General features: G+C 69.4%; 20 protein-coding genes. 11 read left to right on the plus strand and 9 right to left on the minus strand.

Going from position 1 to position 19,188, the window contains the following annotated elements; genetic code table 11:
- Nucleotides 1-3 precede the first annotated feature (3 nt).
- The 7 genes from ABLE68_RS04805 to ABLE68_RS04835 all read left to right on the plus strand — a co-directional run bounded on the left by ABLE68_RS04805 (nt 4) and on the right by ABLE68_RS04835 (nt 5,834).
- A complete protein-coding gene (locus ABLE68_RS04805) occupies nt 4-423 on the plus strand; it encodes a flagellar biosynthetic protein FliO (protein WP_348870132.1) in 420 nt (139 codons plus the stop codon).
- Nucleotides 420-1,223 (plus strand): flagellar type III secretion system pore protein FliP, encoded by an 804-nt coding sequence (gene fliP / locus ABLE68_RS04810; RefSeq protein ID WP_348870133.1) that lies wholly within the window; start codon nt 420-422, stop codon nt 1,221-1,223. Before ABLE68_RS04805 ends, fliP begins: the two co-directional genes overlap by 4 nt.
- A gap of 8 nt (nt 1,224-1,231) precedes the next feature.
- Entirely contained in the window at nt 1,232-1,501 is a 270-nt protein-coding gene (fliQ, locus tag ABLE68_RS04815) for a flagellar biosynthesis protein FliQ (RefSeq protein WP_348870134.1), read from the plus strand.
- A 15-nt stretch (nt 1,502-1,516) separates the two neighbouring features.
- The gene (locus ABLE68_RS04820; RefSeq protein WP_348870135.1) at nt 1,517-2,278 is read left to right on the plus strand and encodes a flagellar biosynthetic protein FliR; all 762 of its coding nucleotides are present in this window, start codon (nt 1,517-1,519) and stop codon (nt 2,276-2,278) included.
- A complete protein-coding gene (locus ABLE68_RS04825) occupies nt 2,275-3,423 on the plus strand; it encodes an EscU/YscU/HrcU family type III secretion system export apparatus switch protein (RefSeq protein WP_348870136.1) in 1,149 nt (382 codons plus the stop codon). Before ABLE68_RS04820 ends, ABLE68_RS04825 begins: the two co-directional genes overlap by 4 nt.
- 87 nt (nt 3,424-3,510) lie before the next feature.
- Complete coding sequence (gene flhA / locus ABLE68_RS04830) at nt 3,511-5,568, plus strand: flagellar biosynthesis protein FlhA (protein WP_348870137.1); 2,058 nt, start codon at nt 3,511-3,513, stop codon at nt 5,566-5,568.
- 32 nt (nt 5,569-5,600) lie between these two features.
- Entirely contained in the window at nt 5,601-5,834 is a 234-nt protein-coding gene (locus ABLE68_RS04835) for a hypothetical protein (protein ID WP_348870138.1), read from the plus strand.
- 452 nt (nt 5,835-6,286) lie between these two features.
- Here the strand turns inward: ABLE68_RS04835 and ABLE68_RS04840 are convergent, their stop codons facing one another.
- From ABLE68_RS04840 to pdxH, 5 genes are all read right to left on the minus strand, one after another.
- The gene (locus ABLE68_RS04840) at nt 6,287-7,465 is read right to left on the minus strand and encodes an HNH endonuclease signature motif containing protein (protein ID WP_348870139.1); all 1,179 of its coding nucleotides are present in this window, start codon (nt 7,463-7,465) and stop codon (nt 6,287-6,289) included.
- A gap of 393 nt (nt 7,466-7,858) precedes the next feature.
- Nucleotides 7,859-9,793, minus strand: coding sequence for an ABC transporter ATP-binding protein (locus ABLE68_RS04845; RefSeq protein ID WP_348870140.1), 1,935 nt, complete (start codon nt 9,791-9,793; stop codon nt 7,859-7,861).
- Nucleotides 9,793-11,529, minus strand: coding sequence for an ABC transporter ATP-binding protein (locus ABLE68_RS04850; RefSeq protein WP_348870142.1), 1,737 nt, complete (start codon nt 11,527-11,529; stop codon nt 9,793-9,795). Before ABLE68_RS04850 ends, ABLE68_RS04845 begins: the two co-directional genes overlap by 1 nt.
- Nucleotides 11,529-12,110, minus strand: coding sequence for a TetR/AcrR family transcriptional regulator (locus ABLE68_RS04855; protein ID WP_348870143.1), 582 nt, complete (start codon nt 12,108-12,110; stop codon nt 11,529-11,531). The genes ABLE68_RS04850 and ABLE68_RS04855 overlap by 1 nt, the downstream gene beginning before the upstream one ends.
- Before the next feature lie 40 nt (nt 12,111-12,150).
- Entirely contained in the window at nt 12,151-12,792 is a 642-nt protein-coding gene (gene pdxH, locus ABLE68_RS04860; RefSeq protein WP_348870144.1) for a pyridoxamine 5'-phosphate oxidase, read from the minus strand.
- A 79-nt stretch (nt 12,793-12,871) separates the two neighbouring features.
- Here pdxH and ABLE68_RS04865 point away from each other — a divergent pair, with 79 nt between their 5' ends.
- Nucleotides 12,872-13,975 (plus strand): citrate synthase 2, encoded by a 1,104-nt coding sequence (locus ABLE68_RS04865; RefSeq protein WP_348870146.1) that lies wholly within the window; start codon nt 12,872-12,874, stop codon nt 13,973-13,975.
- Nucleotides 13,972-14,826: an SDR family NAD(P)-dependent oxidoreductase gene (locus tag ABLE68_RS04870; protein WP_348870147.1), complete on the plus strand. Its 855-nt coding sequence runs from the start codon at nt 13,972-13,974 to the stop codon at nt 14,824-14,826. The genes ABLE68_RS04865 and ABLE68_RS04870 overlap by 4 nt, the downstream gene beginning before the upstream one ends.
- On the opposite strand, the gene ABLE68_RS04875 is transcribed toward ABLE68_RS04870, so the two are convergent.
- Together ABLE68_RS04875 and ABLE68_RS04880 are read right to left on the minus strand one after the other, a co-directional pair.
- Complete coding sequence (locus tag ABLE68_RS04875) at nt 14,823-15,377, minus strand: VldE C-terminal domain-containing protein (protein WP_348870148.1); 555 nt, start codon at nt 15,375-15,377, stop codon at nt 14,823-14,825. The two genes, ABLE68_RS04870 and ABLE68_RS04875, sit on opposite strands and share 4 nt — an antisense overlap.
- A gap of 11 nt (nt 15,378-15,388) precedes the next feature.
- Complete coding sequence (locus ABLE68_RS04880; protein ID WP_348870149.1) at nt 15,389-15,967, minus strand: hypothetical protein; 579 nt, start codon at nt 15,965-15,967, stop codon at nt 15,389-15,391.
- 22 nt (nt 15,968-15,989) lie between these two features.
- On the opposite strand from ABLE68_RS04880, the gene ABLE68_RS04885 reads away from it, so the two are divergent.
- Nucleotides 15,990-16,586, plus strand: coding sequence for a class I SAM-dependent methyltransferase (locus tag ABLE68_RS04885; protein ID WP_348870150.1), 597 nt, complete (start codon nt 15,990-15,992; stop codon nt 16,584-16,586).
- On the opposite strand, the gene ABLE68_RS04890 is transcribed toward ABLE68_RS04885, so the two are convergent.
- Both ABLE68_RS04890 and ABLE68_RS04895 read right to left on the minus strand, forming a co-directional pair.
- Complete coding sequence (locus ABLE68_RS04890; protein WP_348870152.1) at nt 16,556-17,044, minus strand: GNAT family N-acetyltransferase; 489 nt, start codon at nt 17,042-17,044, stop codon at nt 16,556-16,558. The two genes, ABLE68_RS04885 and ABLE68_RS04890, sit on opposite strands and share 31 nt — an antisense overlap.
- 4 nt (nt 17,045-17,048) lie before the next feature.
- On the minus strand, nt 17,049-17,438 hold the full coding sequence (locus ABLE68_RS04895) for a zinc ribbon domain-containing protein (RefSeq protein WP_348870153.1): 390 nt from the start codon (nt 17,436-17,438) through the stop codon (nt 17,049-17,051).
- 67 nt (nt 17,439-17,505) lie between these two features.
- Between ABLE68_RS04895 and serC the strand changes: the two genes are divergently transcribed.
- Entirely contained in the window at nt 17,506-18,627 is a 1,122-nt protein-coding gene (serC, locus tag ABLE68_RS04900; RefSeq protein ID WP_348870155.1) for a phosphoserine transaminase, read from the plus strand.
- The last annotated feature ends 561 nt before the right edge of the window (nt 18,628-19,188 follow it).

The raw sequence follows: 19,188 nt of genomic DNA on the forward strand, positions 1-19,188 counted from the left end.
CTCATGCTCGAGCTCGTTCTCCGGCTGGTCTTCTCCCTGGCCGCCGTTCTCGGACTCCTCGCGCTGCTGGCCCGCTTCGGCGCGCGCCGTTTCCGCGGCGGCCGCGACTCGATGATCAAGGTGCTGCACCGCCAGCACATCTCCCGTGGCACCGCCGTCTCCGTCGTCGCGGTCGGCTCCCGCGTCCTGGTGCTCGGCACGACCGAGCACCAGGTCCGGGTGCTGGCAGAGCTCGACCCCGATGAGATCGCCGACCCAGCCGACCTGCTCGTGCTCCCGCCCGTCGCCGAGGGTGACCCGGAGCCCGAGGTCCAGCCCGCGCCCGTCGTACCGGCCGCGCCCACCGGTCAGCTCGCCGGGTCCGTCCTCAGCATCGACACCTGGCGCCAGGCCCTCGCCGCCGCGACCCGGAAGGCGTCGTGAGCACGCGGTTGCGCCGAGCCCTGACGCTGATCGGCTTCACCCTCGTCACGGTGGTCGCTGCTCCGCTCGCGGCGTACGCCGACCCCGCGAACCCGTCCGGTCCGCACGGCCCGAGCGGCCCGAAGGGTGGCAACACCGACGTCACCATCGGGCTCGACGGCCTGACCGACAGTCCGAGCACCTCGGTGACGGTGCTGATCGGCCTCACGCTGATCTCGCTGCTGCCCGCGATCCTGCTCAGCTGCACGGCCTTCACGAAGATCTTCGTGGTGCTCGGACTGACCCGCAACGCCCTCGGTCTCCAGCAGACCCCGCCCAACCAGGTGCTCGCCGGGCTCGCGCTCTTCCTCAGCCTCTTCGTGATGGCTCCGGTGCTCTCCACGATCAACGACGTCGCGCTGCAGCCCTACATGGACGGCGACCTCACCGCGTCGCAGGCGATGCACCTGGGCATGGAGCCGCTGCGCGGCTTCATGCTCGACAACACCGACGACGACGAGCTGACGCTGCTGACCAACGTCGCCGACCGGGAGATGCCCGACAACCCGGACGACGTCTCGACCGCGACCCTGATCCCGGCCTTCGTGCTCACCGAGCTCAAGCAGGCCTTCATCATCGGCTTCATCATCTTCATCCCCTTCCTGGTCATCGACCTGGTCGTGAGCGGGGCGCTGATGGCGCTCGGCATGATGATGATGCCGCCGGTCATGGTCTCGCTGCCCTTCAAGCTGCTGCTCTTCGTCCTCGTCGACGGCTGGGCGCTGGTCATCAAGTCGCTCGTCGCGAGCTACGGAACCTAGGGACACCCATGTCCGACACCGCCGTCATCGACATCGCCCTGCACACGATGCTCGTCGCCCTCAAGCTCTCTGCTCCGATCCTGCTCACCTCACTGGTGATCGGCTTCGCGGTCTCGCTCTTCCAGTCGCTGACCCAGATCCAGGAGGTCACGCTCGCGTTCGTGCCCAAGCTGGTCGGTGTCGGCGTCGCGCTCCTCTTCTGCGGCAACTGGATGATGCACACCCTGGTCGCCTTCACCAACGACCTCTTCGACAGCATCCCGACCCTGCTCGGCTGAGGGCGTTCACCGGCCATGACCCTCTCCGTCTCGGGCGAACCTCTCGTCGCCTACCTGCTCGCCTCCGTGCGGATCCTCGCGTGGTTGTCGGTCGTGCCGCCGTTCTCCGGCAAGACGGTGCCGCCCATGGCCAAGATGGTCCTCGGTCTCGGGCTGGCGTTCGCGGCGATCCCGGACGGCGCCTCGATCCCGCTCGACTCGGTCGGCCTGCTGCTCAACGTCGTGACCCAGGTGCTCATCGGCGTCTCGATGGGGTTCGTCACCCAGCTGCTCTTCAGCGCGGTGGCCGCCGCCGGCAGCCTGATCGACGTCTTCGGCGGCTTCTCGCTCGCCCAGGGCTTCGACCCGCTCGCCATGAACTCGACCACGATCTTCGGCAAGTTCCACCAGATGCTGGCGACCGTCCTGCTGTTCGTCAGCGGCGGCCACCTGCTGGTCATCGGCGGGCTGCTGAAGACCTTCGAGTTCGTGCCGCTCGGCACCAGCCCCGACTGGGGCAGCTTCCCGGAGATCATGATGACGGCGTTCGGACTGTTCTTCACGACCGCGGTCCAGATCGCGCTCCCGATGATCGCGGTGCTCTTCATCTCCGACCTGGGCCTCGCCCTGATGACCAAGGTCGCTCCGCAGCTCAACGCGATCAACGTGATGTTCCCGGTGAAGATCGGGCTCACGCTGCTGCTCGTCGGGCTCTCGTTCCCCGTGCTCCCTCACGCGGTCAACCGGATGGTGGACCTCAGCACGCAGGCGATGTCGACGATGTCGGGTGCCGGATGAGCGGGGAGAAGACCGAGAAGGCCACACCCAAGAAGAAGAAGCAGGACCGCAAGGAGGGCAAGGTCCCGCGCACCCAGGAGCTCGGCGCCTGGTCGGCGCTCGCACTCTTCGCGATGGTGCTGCCCAAGCTCCTCGCCCACGAGCTCGCCGAGCTGCGGATGCTGATGGCCACGACGCTCAGCACCGCCGGTCAGGCGAACGTCGACCAGGCGCTGGCCCTGCTCGGGCACGGCCTCTGGCACGTGCTGCTGACGCTCGTCGTGCTCGGGTCCGGCGTGATGCTGGTCGGCGTCGCGGGCGCGCTCGCCCAGGGCGGCTTCTACATCGCGTCGTCCTCGATCAAGCCGAAGCTCTCCAAGCTCAGCCCGCTCGCCGGCTTCAAGCGCATGTTCGGCATCAAGATCCTCTGGGAGGGCGCGAAGATGCTCCTCCGGTGCGCGGTCGTCGCCCTGCTCGTGTGGTCGTCGGTCAAGGCGATGATGCCGATCCTCGGTGGCCTGGTCCCCATGGACATGGTGGTGAGCGCCGCCGCCGACAACGCCCTCGGCCTGCTCCGCAACGTCGCCTTCGCCGGCGTCGTCCTCGCCGCGGCCGACTACCTGGTCACGCGGCAGCGGGTCGGCAAGCAGACCCGGATGTCGAAGGAGGACGTCAAGCAGGAGCACAAGCAGTCCGAGGGCGACCCGATGCTCAAGGGCGCCATCCGCTCGCGCCAGCTCGCCGCAGCACGCAACCGGATGATGGCCGACATCCTCACCGCGGACGTCGTCCTGGTGAACCCGACCCACGTCGCGGTCGCACTGCGCTACGACCCGGAGAAGGGCGCGCCCCGCGTCGTCGCCCGGGGCGCCGGCGTCATCGCGACCGCGATCCGGGAGCGGGCCGGCGAGCACGAGGTGCCGCTGGTCCGGGACATCCCGTTGGCCCGGGCGCTCTACACCTCGACCACGGTCGGACAGGAGATCCCCGCCGAGCTGTTCGCGGCGGTCGCCCAGGTCCTCGCGTTCGTGATCAGCCGCCGGACCCGCGGCCAGCGCGGCGGCGAGCACGGCACCCCCCGGATGGCCGGCGACCTTCCCGAGGTCACGAAGAACCACGGACGACGTCGCCCGCAACCCTCAGGTGGCGCTCCGGCGAGCCGATAGAACTCCCGGACCCCAGGACGGAGTCGGACACCGGTGCCACGGACGGCGCCCGACCCAACGACCCTTGACCGACCTGGAGAACCCCCTGTGGACCTGAAGCGCATCAGCCAGCTCGGCGTGCCGGTCGGCATCGTGATGATCGTCGTGATGCTGGTCGTGCCGCTGCCGGCGATCCTGCTCGACCTCCTGATCGCGCTCAACATCACCGCGGCCCTACTCGTGCTGATGGTCGCGATGTTCGTCCACCGGCCGTTGGACTTCGCGGTGTTCCCCGCCGTCATCCTGGTGATGACCCTGTTCCGACTCACCCTCAACGTCAGCGCCACCCGGCTCGTGCTCCTCGACGGGTACGCCGGGAAGGTGATCGACACGTTCGGCCACTTCGTGGTCGGCGGCTCGCTCATCGTCGGCCTGATCGTCTTCGCGATCCTGCTCGTCATCCAGTTCGTCGTCATCACCAACGGCGCCGGCCGGGTCGCGGAGGTCGGCGCCCGGTTCACGCTCGACGCGATGCCGGGCAAGCAGATGGCGATCGACGCCGACCTCAACTCCGGCCTCATCGACGAGGAGCAGGCGCGGCAGCGTCGCGCCGAGGTGCACGCCGAGGCCGACTTCTACGGCGCGATGGACGGTGCGTCCAAGTTCGTCAAGGGCGACGCGATCGCGGCGATCATCATCACGCTGGTCAACCTGATCGGCGGCTTCGCGGTCGGCGTCATCCAGAACGGCATGCCGTTCAGCGAGGCGATCCAGACCTACAGCCTGCTCTCCATCGGTGACGGCCTGGTCTCCCAGATCCCGGCGCTCCTCCTCTCCGTGTCCACCGGTCTCATCGTGACCCGCACCGTCGGCTCCGAGGAGATGGGCAGCGGGATCATCCGGCAGCTCACGGCCAACCCGCTCCCCCTGCGCATCGCCGGGTTCGGCGCGCTCGTCCTCTGCCTGATCCCGGGGATGCCCAAGCTCCCGTTCATGGTCGCCGGCGGCCTGATGCTGGTCGCGTCCTCGCGAGCAGGTGCTCGCCAGAAGGAGGAGGAGATCGCCGCGACCCAGGCACCGGCCACGCCGGCCCTCACCTCCGCCGACACCCCCGAGCTGCTCGCGGCCGAGATCCAGATCGACCCGCTGGGCCTCGAGCTCTCCGCCGACCTGATCGACCTGGTCGACGCCAGCAGCGGCGGCGACCTGCTCGAGCGGGTGAAGTCGCTGCGTCGCAAGATCGCCATCGACCTCGGGATCGTCGCACCGCCGGTGCGGACCCGTGACAACCTCCAGCTGCCCAGCCAGACCTACGCGATCATGCTCTTCGGCATCGAGGTCGCCCGCGGCGAGGCGCCTCCAGGCACCGTGCTCGCGATCGGCGACTACCTCGGCTCGCTGCCCGGCCAGGCCACCCTGGAGCCGGTCTTCGGCCTCGAGGCGAAGTGGATCCCCGCGGAGCTGCGCAGCCAGGCCGAGCTCAGCGGTGCCACCGTGGTGGACCGGGCCTCGGTCATCACGACCCACCTCGCCGAGGTCATCACCGCCCACGCCGGCCGCCTGCTCGGCCGCGAGGACGTGCGGATGCTCACCGACGTCGTCAAGCGCAGCCACCCGGTCGTGGTCGAGGAGCTCACCCCCGCGCAGCTCAGCCTCGGTGAGATCCAGCGCGTGCTGCAGTGCCTGCTCGACGAAGGTGTCTCCATCCGCGACCTGGTCCGGATCTACGAGGCCCTCTCGCTGCGGGCGACCCGCACCAAGGAGCTCGACCCGCTCGTCGAGGCAGCCCGGATGGCGCTCGGACCGGCCATCGCCGCGCCGTACCTCGTCGACAAGACGTTGCACGTGCTCACCCTCGACCCGCAGCTCGAGCAGCGGATCCTCGAGTCGTTGCGGCCCAGCGAGCACGGCCAGACCGCCGCGCTCGACCCCGAGACCAGCCAGGCGCTGATGACCGAGCTGATCCAGCTCGCCCAGGAGATCGAGAACCGCAACGTACGCCCGGTCCTCGTCTGCGCGCCACAGCTGCGATCCGCCCTTCACCGGATGGTGAACCCGCTCGTACCGCGTCTTGCGGTGCTGTCCTACACCGAGCTGACCGGTGCCGACCAGATTCGTTCGGAAGGTGTCGTCGGCGCTGACCAGAGATTGGCTGTGAACGCATGAGTCCCTTGTCGTGGCCCGTCATCATCGGCACCGTGTTGGTCGGATCCCCGGCCCTCTATGCCGCCCAGGTGACCGGCACCCTCTCCCCCGACGTCGCCATGGTCCGCCTGATGGTGTGCCTGGTCGGCGTCTGGGCTGCCTGCTCGCTGGTCGTGAGCATCGCCCAGAACACGGTCGCCGCCAACGAGCGCGCCACCGAGGAGCCCGAGGTCGACCTCGACCTCTCGCCGATCCCGATGCAGTCCGAGGACGCCGAGGCTGCCTGACCTGTCCCGGAAATGCAGCGACCCGCAGGCGCTGGTCCTCCGGGGAGGACCGCTCCGGCGGATGTGAAGACCGGATCGCCTGCGGGTCGGGTGACTGCGATGGATTCACCAGCAGCCTTCACGGGCACTTCGTCCCGCGATGTTGCTGGGGCTGCTAGCGGGCAGCCACCTCACGCATCCAAGAATCAATCATTCTTCGGACCACCTCCTTTCCCGTGTACGACGAGCGTAGGTCGGTCCGGCCCGATGCTCAACGGCTTTATCTGCGGGCTTGCTTCGGCGAAGGTTGCGGATGACGAGAAGCGTGGTCGCCGTCCGCTGTGGTTGCGGTGCTTGGTCGCGGCCGCTGGCCGGCTTGCGGTCGCCTCGGGTCGACCGTCGTGGTCACCGCTGAGAGCGGTTGAGCACGTCCGGGCATGGTGATGGCCCCGCCGGCGGCGGGGTGTGGGGCGTCAGGTTCTTCGGTAGGTGATGCCGAGGGGGCTGAGCCAGTCGAACGATCTGTGTCCGGTGCGTTGGTAGGTCCAGCCGCCGTGGGTCTTGAGGCGGTGGTGGCTCCGGCACAGCGGGGCCAGGTTGACGCTGTCCGTCGGACCTTCGGGCCATTCGGTGATGTGGTCGAGGTCGCAGCGTCGTGATGATCGTTCGCAGCGGGGAAAGACGCAGGTGGGGTGCGTCTGGATCACCTGCTCGCGCAGCCTGTCGGTGGGTTCGTACCTGTCGGTGTGCAGGTGCTCGTTCAGATCCAACACCGGGCGGATCGTGACGCGGGTGTGCTCCTGCTGGCACCACTCGCCGAGCTGCTCGACGGTGATCCACGACTTGGTGTTGTCGACCCGCACCAGGCCGTCGGTGCTCGAGGTGTCGTGGTGGGCGTGGATCACCAGCTCGCGCCCAACGCTGTCGCCGAGGTGTCCCAACGCCATGGACCGACGTACGTCCAGGGACAGGTGCGGGAACGTCTCAAGCAGGTCGTGGGCCTTCGCAGACAGCTGGGCTTCGAACGCCAACGCGTCAGCGAGGTCGGTGGTGGCTTCGATGTAGACGAGCCCGTCGGTGGTGACGTCACCCAACCGCACGGTGACGTTCCGGTGCTCGGTCTGCTCGGCGCGCCTCGCCTCTGCTTCGTCGGGGTCGAACATGTCCCGGGCGTGGTCCACGGCCCGGTCGATCGCGGCGTAGGAGCACCGATGCGCCACGGGTGCCACGTGTCGGTCCACAAACGCAGCACCGTCCACGGGCAACCCGATCGTGCGGGTGGCGACCTGGCGGGCCTTCCAGACCGGTACCTCACCGCGCATCACTCGCGACCACAGGCGCGGGAGTCGGTAGCGGGTCTCGACGGCATCGCCGAGGTAGCGCTTCCCGGCGTCGGTGGACATGCCGAGGGCGAGGGCTAGCTCGGCGACGCAGAACTCCGCGACCAACGGTGCGCCGGGACCGGCGATCGCGAGCTCGTCCTCGGTCCCGTCGACCATCGCGGCCTTCCACACCGACTCGGCGGGGTGCATCACCGCCCACTCGACAGCGAGGCGGAACTTCTCGATGGTCGCGGTGGACTCGCTCTGGTGTTGCTCGCGGACAGCGTCGAGCACCCCGGCCGGGGAGTCGATGTCTGCTGTCGTGGTCATGGTTCAACCCAAGCACTGACCACCGACAGTCAGGTGCCCAGAACCCAGTGTTTGACCGGGATGCGGACACTTTCCAGAAGTTCTTTTGGGTCGTCGTCACCTGTTGGCTGCGGGGGTTTCGAGACAGGCGCAGAGCGCCTTCCTCAACCAACGGTGCGCCGGGAAGCAACCGCAACAAGAGCGCGCCGGACCCCGTAAATGCCCTATCGGTCTGTAACCACAGGCGGCCCGCAGGCTGCGGGGGTTTCGAGACGGTCGCTGCGCGACCTCCTCAACCACCGGGAAGCAACCTCAGCCCGAAGCCGCCGCACCCCTAAAGGCCATGTCGGTCTGCAACCACAGGCTGCGGGGGTTTCGACACGGCGCTAGCGCGCCTCCTCAACCACCGCGGTCCTACGCCACCGCCGCCGTGAACTGCGCGTTGTAGAGCCGGGCGTAGGCGCCGTCAGCCGCGAGCAGTGCCTCGTGGTTGCCCTGCTCGACGATGGCGCCGTCCTCCATGACCAGGATCAGGTCGGCGTCGCGGATCGTGGAGAGCCGGTGGGCGATCACGAACGACGTGCGGTCAGTGCGCAGCGCGGCCATGGCGTGCTGGAGGAGCAGCTCGGTGCGGGTGTCGACCGAGCTGGTGGCCTCGTCGAGGATCAGCAGCGCCGGATCGGTGAGGAACGCCCGGGCGATGGTGACCAGCTGGCGCTCACCGGCGGAGAGGTTGGAGCCCTCCTCGTCGATGACGGTGTCGTAGCCGTCGGGCAGCGAGTGCACGAAGCGGTCCACGAACGTCGCCCGCGCGGCCTCGAGGATCTCGGCCTCGGTCGCGTCCGGTCGGCCGTAGGCGATGTTGTCGCGGATGGTGCCCTCGAAGAGCCAGGTGTCCTGCAGCACCATGCCGATCTGGCTGCGCAGCGCGGAGCGAGGCATCGCGGCGATGTCGTGGCCGTCGAGCGTGATCCGGCCGGCGTCGAGCTCGTAGAACCGCATCACCAGGTTGACCAGCGTGGTCTTGCCGGCGCCGGTGGGGCCGACGATCGCGACGGTCTCCCCCGGCCGCGCCACGAGGGACAGGTCCGTGATGAGCGGCCGGTCCTCGTCGTAGCGGAAGGACACGTGCTCGAAGGCGACCTCGCCTCGTCGGCTCGCGACGGCCTCGTAGCCCACCGGCTCGACCGACTCCTCGTCGGCGTCGAGCAGCTCGAAGACCCGCTCGGCCGACGCGACGCCCGACTGCAGCAGGTTGGTCATCGACGCGACGGTCGTCAGCGGCTGGGTGAACTGCCGGGAGTACTGGATGAACGCCTGTACGTCGCCCAGCGACAACGATCCGCTCGCGACCCGGAGACCGCCGATCACGGCGACCAGCACGTAGTTGAGGTTCCCGATGAACATGATCGACGGCATGATCAGCCCGCTGATGAACTGAGCCCGGAAGCTGACCTCGAAGAGCTCGTCGTTGTCCTCGGCGAAGGCCCGCTCGACCTCGTCCTGACGGCCGAACACCTTGACCAGCGCGTGGCCGGAGTAGGCCTCCTCGACCTGCGCGTTGAGCTTGCCCGTACGCCGCCACTGCGACACGAACTGTCCCTGCGAGCGCTTCATGATCTGCGCGGTCACGAGGATCGACAGCGGCACGGTGACCAGCGCGACCAGCGCGAGCAACGGCGAGATCCAGACCATCATCACGAGCACGGCGAGCACGGTCATCACCGAGGTGAGCAGCTGGCTCATCGTCTGCTGGAGCGTCTGGCTGACGTTGTCGATGTCATTGGTGACGCGCGAGAGCAGCTCGCCGCGCGGCGACCGGTCGAAGTAGTTCAGGGGCAGCCGGTTGATCTTCTCCTCGACCTCCTCGCGCATCCGGCGCACGGTGTTCTGCACGACGGTGTTGAGGATGTAGCCCTGCAGCCACGCGAGGAGCGACGCCCCGACATAGATCGCCAGGACGATCAGCAGCACGTGGGCGACGGCGTCGAAGTCGACGCCCTGGCCGGGTACGACGTCCATGCTCTGCACGGCGTCGGGCAGCTCGGACTCCGGGGTGCCCACCGGGATCCTCTTGCCGATGAACCCGTTGAAGATGAGGTCGGTGGCGTGGCCGAGGATCCGCGGCCCGATCGACATCAGGATCACGCTCGAGACACCGAGCACGACCACGGCGATCGCCGCGGTCCGGTCCGGCCGCATCCGGGCGATCATCCGTCGGATCGAGGGCCCGAAGTCCATCGCCTTCTGGCCGACCATGCCGCCCATCATCGGACCGCGACCAGGCCCGCCCTGGGGAGCCTCGATCCGCTCGGTGGCCCGGAACTCCTGCTTCTTCGAGTCGCTCATCAGGCTGCCTCCTCCGCGGTGAGCTGGGACGTGACGATCTCCTGGTAGGTCTCACAGTCCTGGAGGAGCTCGTGGTGGGTGCCGCGGCCGACGACGCGGCCGTCCTCGAGCACGACGATCAGGTCGGCGTCGCGGATGGTCGACACCCGCTGGGCGACGATCAGCACCGTGGCGTCCCGGGTCTCGGGCCTGAGCGCGGCCCGCAGACGGGCGTCGGTGGCCAGGTCGAGCGCCGAGAACGAGTCGTCGAAGAGGTAGATCCCGGGCCGGCGGATCAGCGCCCGCGCGATCGCGAGCCGCTGCCGCTGACCACCGGAGAAGTTCGTGCCGCCCTGGACGACGGGCGAGTCGAGACCCTCGGGCAGCGCCTCCACGAAGTCGCGCCCCTGGGCCACCTCGAGCGCGTGCCACATCTCGTCCTCGGTCGCGTCCGGCTTGCCGTACTGCAGGTTGCTGCGGACGGTCCCGCTGAAGAGGTAGGCCTTCTGCGGCACGAGACCGATCTGCTCCCAGAGCAGGTCGGGATCTACACGTCGTACGTCGGTGCCGCCGACGCGCACCTCCCCGGTGGTCGCGTCGAAGAGCCGCGGGACCAGGTTGACCAGGGTCGTCTTGCCCGCACCCGTCGACCCGATCACCGCGACGGTCTGGCCGGGCCGCGCCGAGAACGACACGTCGGCGAGCACCGGGGCCTCGGCGCCCGGGTAGGCGAAGGTGACGTCCTCGAGGTCGAGGTGTCCGCGCAGCGCGGCGACCGGTGCGACCGGGTCGGCCGGGACCGGGACGGAGGTGTCGGTGTCGAGCACCTCGGTGATCCGGTCCGCGCAGACGGAGGCGCGCGGGATCATCATCAGCATGAACGTCGCCATCATCACCGACATCAGGATCTGCATCAGGTAGGACAGGAAGGCGGTCAGCGCGCCGATCTTCATCTGCCCGCTGTCGACCCGGTGCCCCCCGAACCAGATCACGGCGATGCTCGAGACGTTGACGACCAGGATCACCAGCGGGAACATCGTCGCCATCCAGCGGCCGGCTGCGACGGCGACCTCGGTGAGGTCGTCGTTCGCCTTGCCGAAGCGCTCGGTCTCGTGCGGCTCGCGGACGAAGGCCCGCACCACCCGGATGCCGGTGATCTGCTCGCGCAGGACCCGGTTGACCTCGTCGATGCGGCCCTGCATGAGGCGAAAGTTCGGCACCATCCGGCTGACCACGAAGCCCACGCAGAGGAACAGGGCCGGGACGACAACAGCGAGGATCCAGCCCAGGCCGACGTCCTCGCGCAGCGCCAGGATCACGCCGCCGACCATCATGATCGGTGCGGACACGGCGATCGTGCAGGACATCAGCACCAGCATCTGCACCTGCTGGACGTCGTTGGTGGTGCGGGTGATCAGCGACGGGGCGCCGAAGTGCTGGACCTCGCGGGTCGAGAAGGTGCCGACCCGGTGGAAGAGCCCGGCCCGCACGTCACGGCCGAAGCTGGCCGCCGTCCGCGCACCGAACCGCACCGCGGTGACCGAGCAGATGATCTGCCCGAACGAGATCAGCAGCATCAGCGCGCCGACGCGCAGGATGTAGTCGGTGTCGTTCTTCACGACGCCGTTGTCGATGATGTCGGCGTTCAGCGTCGGCAGGTAGAGCGCGGCGAGCACGCCGAGGAACTGGAAGACGACGACGACCGTCAACCACTTCTTGTACGGCGCGAGGCGCGTGCGCAGGAGTCGGAGCAGCATCAGTCAGTCCTCTGGAGTCCGTGCAGGAGGGTGTCGACGATCTCGTCGGGGGTGAGCAGACGGCCGTCGGCGATGTGGTCGTGGCTGCCCGCGAAGGTCAGCAGCCGGAAGACGTGGATGAAGTGGTCGAGAGGCACGGCGAGCTGGTCGGCGTCGTCCCCGATGACCCCGCCGAGCAGGCTCTCGAGGCGGGTGCGCCAGGCTGCGGCCGCGGCCGAGTCGTGCAGGTGGCCGGGCGGGCGGACCAGCCCCATCTTCTGCATCAGGTCGAAGGTGGCGCGGAACCGCTGCTGCATGATCGAGGCCAGCGCGACCAGGCGGTCGCGCAGCGGCAGGGACGGATCTATCTCCTCGATCCGGGCGACCAGGTCGCCGGGCTCGAAGGCTCGCGAGATCGCGGCGTCGAGCAGCTCGTCCTTGGAGCCGAAGGCCCGGAACACCGTGCCCTCGGCGATGCCCGCCGCCTCGGCGATCTGCCGCGTGGTCACGTCCCGGCCGTGCACGCGCAGCAGCCGCAGCGTGACGTCGGTGAGATCGGCGCGACGTTCGTCGGGAGACATGGGGCGGGCGCGAGGAGGCACCGGGAGAGCATAAGTGAGTGAGCACTCACTCACAAGCGGATTACGGGGCGAGCCGCTCCGTGGTCCACCCCGACGGCGTACGCCGGTAGACGAGGCGGTCGTGCAACCGCGACGTACGCCCCTGCCAGAACTCCACGACCTCCGGGCGCACGACGTAGCCGCCCCACTCGTCCGGGACCGGGACGGCGTCGGGGTAGCGCGCGTCCGCGTCGGCGTACGCCGCCTCGAGCTCAGCCCGGCCGGACACGACCTGCGACTGGTGGGAGGCCACGGCGCCGAGCTGGGAGCCGTGCGGGCGGCTGGAGAAGTAGGCCTCGACGTCGGCGCGCGGCAACGGGGTCGCGACGCCCTCGACGCGGACCTGGCGCTCGAGGAGGTGCCAGGGGAAGAGCAGCGCACAACGCGGGTTGGTCGCCAGCTCGGCGCCCTTGCGAGACCCGGTGTTCGTGAAGAAGACGAACCCGTCGTCGGAGACGCCCTTGAGCAGCACCATCCGCGAGGACGGCGCGAGGTCCGCACCGACGGTGCTGACCACCATCGCGTTGGCGTCGTGCTGGATCGCCGCGTGCGCCTCGGCCATCCAACGGTCGAACATCGCGATCGGATCGGGGAGCAGATCGGCCTCGTCGAGGCCGTCGCGCGCATAGTCCTCGCGCAGCGAGGAAAGGTCTAGGTCGGACACGCCCTCGACCCTAGTCCGGGGTGGGTGCAGAATGCCGGGGCGGCGTTTGACAGCCGTCAACTTCGACTTGAGGAGCCCGATGACCGAGGTACACCACGGACTGGAGGGCGTCGTCGCCTTCGAGACGGAGATCGCCGAGCCGGACAAGGAGGGTTCCGCGCTGCGCTACCGCGGCGTGGACATCGAGGAGATCGTCGGCCGGGTCCCGTTCGAGAATGTCTGGGGTCTCCTGATCGACGGCAGCTACACCCCCGGGCTCGCGCCCGCGGAGCCGTACAACCTCCCGGTGCACACGGGCGACGTCCGCGTCGACGTGCAGGCCGCGGTCGCGATGCTCGCGCCCGCCTTCGGCTTCGGGCAGACCTACGACATCAGCGACGAGCAGGCCCGCGAGGACATCGGCCGGCTGGCCGTCATGGTCCTGTCGTACGCCGCCCAGTCGGCGCGCGGCCTCAACCAGCCCGTCGTGCCCCAGAAGGCCGTCGACCAGGGCGCGACGCTGGCCGAGAAGTTCCTGATCCGCTGGAAGGGCGAGGCCGACCCCAAGCACGCCCACGCGATCGACGCCTACTGGTCGAGCGCCGCCGAGCACGGCATGAACGCCTCCACGTTCACCGCCCGCGTGATCACCTCGACCGGCGCCGACGTCGCCGCCGCGTTCTCCGGCGCGATCGGCGCGATGAGCGGCCCGCTGCACGGCGGCGCCCCGGCGCGCGTGCTCACGATGATCGAGGACGTCGAGAAGTCGGGCGACGCGACCGCGTACGTCAAGGGCCTCCTCGACTCCGGCGAGCGGCTGATGGGCTTCGGCCACCGCGTCTACCGCGCCGAGGACCCGCGCGCCCGCGTGCTGCGGCGTACGGCGAAGGAGCTCAACGCGCCGCGCTACGCCGTGGCGGAGGCGCTCGAGCAGGCCGCGCTCAAGGAGCTCCGCGAGCGCCGGCCGGACCGCGTCCTGGAGACCAACGTGGAGTTCTGGGCGGCGATCGTCCTCGACTTCGCGGAGGTGCCGGCCAACATGTTCACGTCGATGTTCACCTGTGCGCGCACCGGTGGCTGGTCGGCGCACATCCTCGAGCAGAAGCGCACCGGGCGCCTGATCCGCCCGTCGGCCATCTACACCGGGCCGTCGTCGCGCCCGGCGTCCGAGGTCGACGGCTGGCAGGACGGCTGGGGAGCGTGAACACCCCGTACGACGGCCACTTCGCCGCCCGCTCAGCGATCGTCACCGGGGCGGGCTCGGGGATCGGCCGGTGCCTCGCGCACGCCCTGACGGCGGCCGGCGCGGACGTCGTCTGCGCCGACCTGGACCTCGCGGCGGCCCAGCAGACGGTGCTCGCCGCGTCGGGTCCGGGCACCGCCCGTGCCGTCGCTCTCGACGTGACCGACGCGGAGGCCGTGCAGGAGCTGGTCGACTCGGTGGGCCACCTGGACTTCATGTTCAACAACGCCGGAATCACGTTCGGGGGCGAGACCGAGGACCTCACCCTCGCCCAGTGGAACGCGATCATCGACGTCAACATCCGCGGCGTCGTGCACGGCGTGGCGGCGGCGTACCCCCTGATGGTGCGCCAGAAGTCCGGCCAGATCGTCAACACCGCCTCGATGGGCGGGCTGATGGCGGCCGGGCTGATCACGTCCTACGTCATGACCAAGCACGCCGTGGTCGGGCTCTCGCTCGCGCTGCGGTCCGAGGCACAGGCGAAGGGCGTCGGCGTCACCGTCGTCTGCCCGTCGGCGGTCGACACCCCGATCCTGGACAAGGGCTACATCGGCAAGTTCCACGGCCGCGACTACTACCTCAAGGGGCAGGGCGTCCGGCACCCGCTGGCGCCGGAGGTGTTCGCCGACGAGGTCCTCACCGCGGTCGCCGAGGACCGCGCGATGCTCGTGACGCCGCGGACCGCGCGGATCGCGTGGCGGCTCGGCCGGTTCTTCCCGGGCTTCGTGCAGCGGTCGTCGATCAAGTTCGTCGCCAAGCAGCGCAAGCTGCAGGACAAGCGCGTGAAGAAGGCGCTGAAGAGCGCGGCCTAGAGCCGGTCCTCGAACCAGCTGGTCCTCCCCTTGGCGCCGTCCATGTCCAGCGAGACGTGCACGTGGTTGCGGTGGCGCAGCGTCTTCGAGCACTTCTTCTTCGACGTGCAGCCGGACGAGAGGTAGGGCTCGGGCCGGAACTCGTTCCACGCGGGATACATCTCGTCGTCCCAGATTAGGTACATGATCCCCATCCGGCGCGCCCACGCGTCGGTGTTGCCACGGGCGTCCTTCTCGAAGATCCGGTGGAGGAAGTCCTTGGCCGTACGCCGGTCGCGCTTCTTGCTCGCGTCCAGCGACCAGTCGAAGGCCTGGCCGGTCTGGTGCTCGGACGTCGGCCCGTCCTTCTTGTCGCACGGCCGGCCGTAGCCGACGTACCCGCCACCGAAGTGCCTCGCCACCCAGTGGCCGAGGTAGTCGGTGCCGGCACGCGGCTTGGCGTGGCACTTCTTCGGTGCGTCGTACGACGCGTAGTCCTCGATCTGCGCGTGGGCGACCGAGGGCACGGCCACGACGACGAGGGAGAGCAGAGCAGCGAACCCGAGGCGCATGGTCGACGACCCTACGTCCGTCGGGTGCGCTCCAGGTAGGCCAGCCCGCGGGGCGACACCTCGTAGCCGACCTCGAAGCTGCGGGTCAGGCCGAGGTTCTTCAGCTTGCGGACGTCGATCTTGAAGGGGTCGCGCTCGCGACCCATCTCGGCGGCGAGGTCGGGCGCACGGGTGTGCGGACGGCGGCGGATCACGTCGAGCGTCGCCATCGTCCAGGCGCCGTGGCTGCTGGCCCGGTCGAGCCGCTCGAGCTTGGCGTCGATCGCGGCGACGTCCGCGTCGGTGAGGTCGGCGCTCTCGCGCAGGGCGACCCGTGGGTCGGGTCCGGCCCAGGTCAGCTCGACGCGGTAGGTGTCACCCTGCTCGACCTTGTCGAGCTGCTTGCGGAGCCGGGCGGCGTCCGGCCAGCCTGCGGCGACCGCCTCCTCGTCCGTGAAGCCGTCGACGATCGCGACCGCGACCACGCGCACGACCCCGGCGACCGTGCGGAACTCGGACCCGGGTTGGACGTCCTGCTTGCGCCAGCGCCGGAACGCGAGCGTCACCGAGCCGTCGGCGACGCCGTGGGCGACCTGGGGTGGGAGCAGCACGGCGTCAGCCTAGAGTCGGGGAGTGACCTCTCGGGAGCAGGAGCTGTGGGACGCCCAGGCGTCGACCTTCGACAACGAGCCGGACCACGGCCTGCACGACCCCGTCGTACGAGATGCGTGGCGGAGCCTGCTGGCCTCGGTGGTGCCGGCCGTCCCCTGCCGGGTCGCCGACCTCGGCTGCGGCACCGGCACGTTGTCGCTGCTGCTCGCCGAGGAAGGGCACGCGGTCGACGGCGTCGACGTGTCGCCGGAGATGCTGCGCCGGGCCACCGCCAAGGTCGGCTCCTACCCCGGCACCAGCTTCGTGGTCGGCGACGCGGCCGACCCGCCGCTCCCGACAGCGACGTACGACGTCGTGCTCTGCCGTCATGTCCTGTGGGCGTTGCCGTCGCCGGCGGACGCGCTCCGCCGGTGGGTCGACCTGCTCGTCCCCGACGGGCGGCTGGTCCTGGTCGAGGGCAGCTGGTCGACGGGCGCCGGCCTCACCGCCGCCGAGACGTCTGCGCTGGTCACCCAGGTGGGCCTGGAGCCGAAGGTCGAGGTCCTCGCCGACCCGGCCTACTGGGGTGGTCCGATCACCGACGAGCGCTACGTCGTGACCGCCAGACGCTTGGCGTAGCAGCGCGACAGCGGGGCGCAGCGGTAGAAGCCGAACGGCGGGATCGGCTCGTAGCCGCTCGACTCGTAGAGCCCGATCGCCTCCGGTTGGGCAAGGCCCGTCTCGAGGACGACGACCTCGATGCCGTACGCCACTACGCCGGTCTCGAGGTGCGCCAGCATCATCCGCCCGAGCCCATGTCCGCGCACCCGCTCGGCGACGTACATGCGCTTCACCTCGGCGCACCGCGAGCTGCCCAGGGCAACGGTGTCGGAGCGTCTCCAGGCTCCGGTGAGGACCGGGTCGCCGTCGACGTACCCGACGTAGAAGCTGCCGTCCGGCGGCTCGAACATGAGCGGGTCCAGGGGCGTCTCGTCCTGGCCGCCGTAGCGGACGACGTACTCCGCCTGGACCTCGGCGATCAGCAGCGCGGCGTCCGGGTGGCCGTAGCCGACCCGTCTGATGTCGACCTCGGGCACGTGGTCAGGCTAGTGCGGCCCCGCAGGAGTCGCAGAACTTCGCGTCGGCGTCGTTGCGGACGCCGCACTTCGAGCAGAAGGGGCCGGTCTTCCCCTCGTCCTTCAGGTAGGTGAGCGAGTCCTTGACCACCGGCATCGCCTCGCCCGCGGCATAGCGGGCCTGGGCGCCGAGGAAGCCGAAGCTGAGGGCAGCGAGCCCGAAGACGACCATGAACATGCCGATGACCAGCTTGGCGAGCGCGCTGTTGCTGGGCCCGTCGAACGAGTCGCTGGTGTCGGCGACGCCCATCCCGCCGTTGATGGCGAGGACGATGCCGACCGCGAGGAGCACGAACCCGAGGACACGCAGGACGGTGCGAGTGGTGGTGCTGGGAGCAAGACCCGTGCTGGACATCGTGGACTCCTCAGGTTCGGGCGATCGGGCGGTGCGAGAATGCACCTACCCACTTCGGAAGGTTTCCATGACCGACGCGCTGCAGATTCCTCGCGACCTCCTCCCCGCCGACGGGCGCTTCGGCGCCGGACCGTCGAAGATCCAGACCTCGCACCTGGACGCCCTCGCGGCGACCGGGTCGTCGCTGATGGGGACCTCTCACCGCCAGGCGCCGGTGCGCGACCTGGTGGGCCGGGTGCGGTCGGGTCTCGCGTCGCTGTTCTCCCTCCCGGACGGCTACGAGGTCGTGCTCGGCAACGGTGGCGCGACGGCGTTCTGGGACATCGCGACCTACGGCCTGATCCAGGAGAAGAGCCAGCACCTGTCCTTCGGCGAGTTCTCGGCGAAGTTCGCCTCCGCGGCGCTCGCCGCACCGTGGCTCTCCGACCCGACGGTCATCAAGGCGGACCCGGGCTCACGGCCGGTCGCGCTCGCCGAGGACGGTGTCGACGTCTACGCCTGGGCGCAGAACGAGACGTCCACGGCCGTGATGGCTCCCGTCGTACGCCCTGACGGTGCTGCCTCCGACGCACTCGTCCTCGTCGACGCGACCTCGGGCGCTGGCGGCCTGCCGGTCGACCTGCGCGAGACCGACGTCTACTACTTCGCTCCGCAGAAGTGCTTCGCGTCCGACGGCGGCCTCTGGCTCGCGACGTTCTCGCCGGCGGCCCTGGAGCGCGCCTCGTCGATCGCGTCGTCGGGTCGTCACGTCCCGGCGTTCTTCGACCTGCCCACCGCGATCTCCAACTCCGCCCTCAACCAGACCTACAACACGCCCTCGGTCGCCACGCTCTTCCTGATGGCTGAGCAGCTGGACTGGATGAACGCCCAGGGTGGTCTCGACGCCATGGTGTCGAGGACGACGGAGTCCTCGGACATCCTCTACGGCTGGGCCGACAAGTCGCCGCACGCGTTCCCGTACGTCGCCGACCCGTCGCACCGCTCGCTCGTGATCGGGACGATCGACTTCGAGGACGGCATCGACGCCTCCGCGATCGCCGCGGCCCTGCGCGCCAACGGCGTCGTGGACACCGAGCCCTACCGCAAGCTCGGCCGCAACCAGCTCCGGATCTCGATGTACCCCGCCGTCGACCCGAGCGACATCGAGGCCCTCACCGCCTGCATCGACTGGGTCATCGACCGACTCTGACGTGTGCCGGCGGTTGAGGAGGTCGCGCAGCGACCGTCTCCCCGCCGTTGGTTGAGGAGGTCGCGCAGCGACCGTCACCCCGCCGTTGGTTGAGGAGGTCGCGCAGCGACCGTCTCGAAACCCCCGCAGCCAACGCTGGGCGATGAGCGCGGGTTGCGGGCCGCTTGTGATTGCGACCGACATGGCTTTTTACGGGTACGGCGCGCTCGGGTCGAGGTTGCCTCCCGGCTTCTCGGTGGTTGAGGAGGTCGCTCTGCGACCGTCTCGAAACCCCCGCAGCCAACGCAGGGCGATGTGCGCGGGTTGCGGACCGCAGGTGGTTGCGACCGACATGGCATTTACGGGGTACGGCGCGCTCGAGTCGAGGTTGCCTCCCGGCTTCCCGGTGGTTGAGGAGGTCGCTCTGCGACCGTCTCGAAACCCCCGCAGCCAACGCAGGGCGATGTGCGCGGGTTGCGGGCCGCTTGTGATTGCGACCGACATGGCATTTACGGGGTACGGCGCGCTCGAGTCGAGGTTGCCTCCCGGCTTCCCGGTGGTTGAGGAGGTCGCGCAGCGACC

The organism is Nocardioides pollutisoli (assembly GCF_040045055.1).
GTDB lineage: Bacteria > Actinomycetota > Actinomycetes > Propionibacteriales > Nocardioidaceae > Nocardioides > Nocardioides tweenelious.

Bases quoted from the DNA above. Each gene is read 5' to 3' on its own strand.
- ABLE68_RS04895 (WP_348870153.1), bottom strand. From the start codon at position 17,438: ATGTCCAGCACGGGTCTTGCTCCCAGCACCACCACTCGCACCGTCCTG.
- ABLE68_RS04825 (WP_348870136.1), top strand. From the start codon at position 2,275: ATGAGCGGGGAGAAGACCGAGAAGGCCACACCCAAGAAGAAGAAGCAG.
- ABLE68_RS04820 (WP_348870135.1), top strand. From the start codon at position 1,517: ATGACCCTCTCCGTCTCGGGCGAACCTCTCGTCGCCTACCTGCTCGCC.
- fliQ (WP_348870134.1), top strand. From the start codon at position 1,232: ATGTCCGACACCGCCGTCATCGACATCGCCCTGCACACGATGCTCGTC.
- ABLE68_RS04865 (WP_348870146.1), top strand. From the start codon at position 12,872: ATGACCGAGGTACACCACGGACTGGAGGGCGTCGTCGCCTTCGAGACG.
- serC (WP_348870155.1), top strand. From the start codon at position 17,506: ATGACCGACGCGCTGCAGATTCCTCGCGACCTCCTCCCCGCCGACGGG.
- ABLE68_RS04805 (WP_348870132.1), top strand. From the start codon at position 4: ATGCTCGAGCTCGTTCTCCGGCTGGTCTTCTCCCTGGCCGCCGTTCTC.
- ABLE68_RS04840 (WP_348870139.1), bottom strand. From the start codon at position 7,465: ATGACCACGACAGCAGACATCGACTCCCCGGCCGGGGTGCTCGACGCT.
- ABLE68_RS04875 (WP_348870148.1), bottom strand. From the start codon at position 15,377: ATGCGCCTCGGGTTCGCTGCTCTGCTCTCCCTCGTCGTCGTGGCCGTG.
- ABLE68_RS04850 (WP_348870142.1), bottom strand. From the start codon at position 11,529: ATGCTGCTCCGACTCCTGCGCACGCGCCTCGCGCCGTACAAGAAGTGG.
- ABLE68_RS04845 (WP_348870140.1), bottom strand. From the start codon at position 9,793: ATGAGCGACTCGAAGAAGCAGGAGTTCCGGGCCACCGAGCGGATCGAG.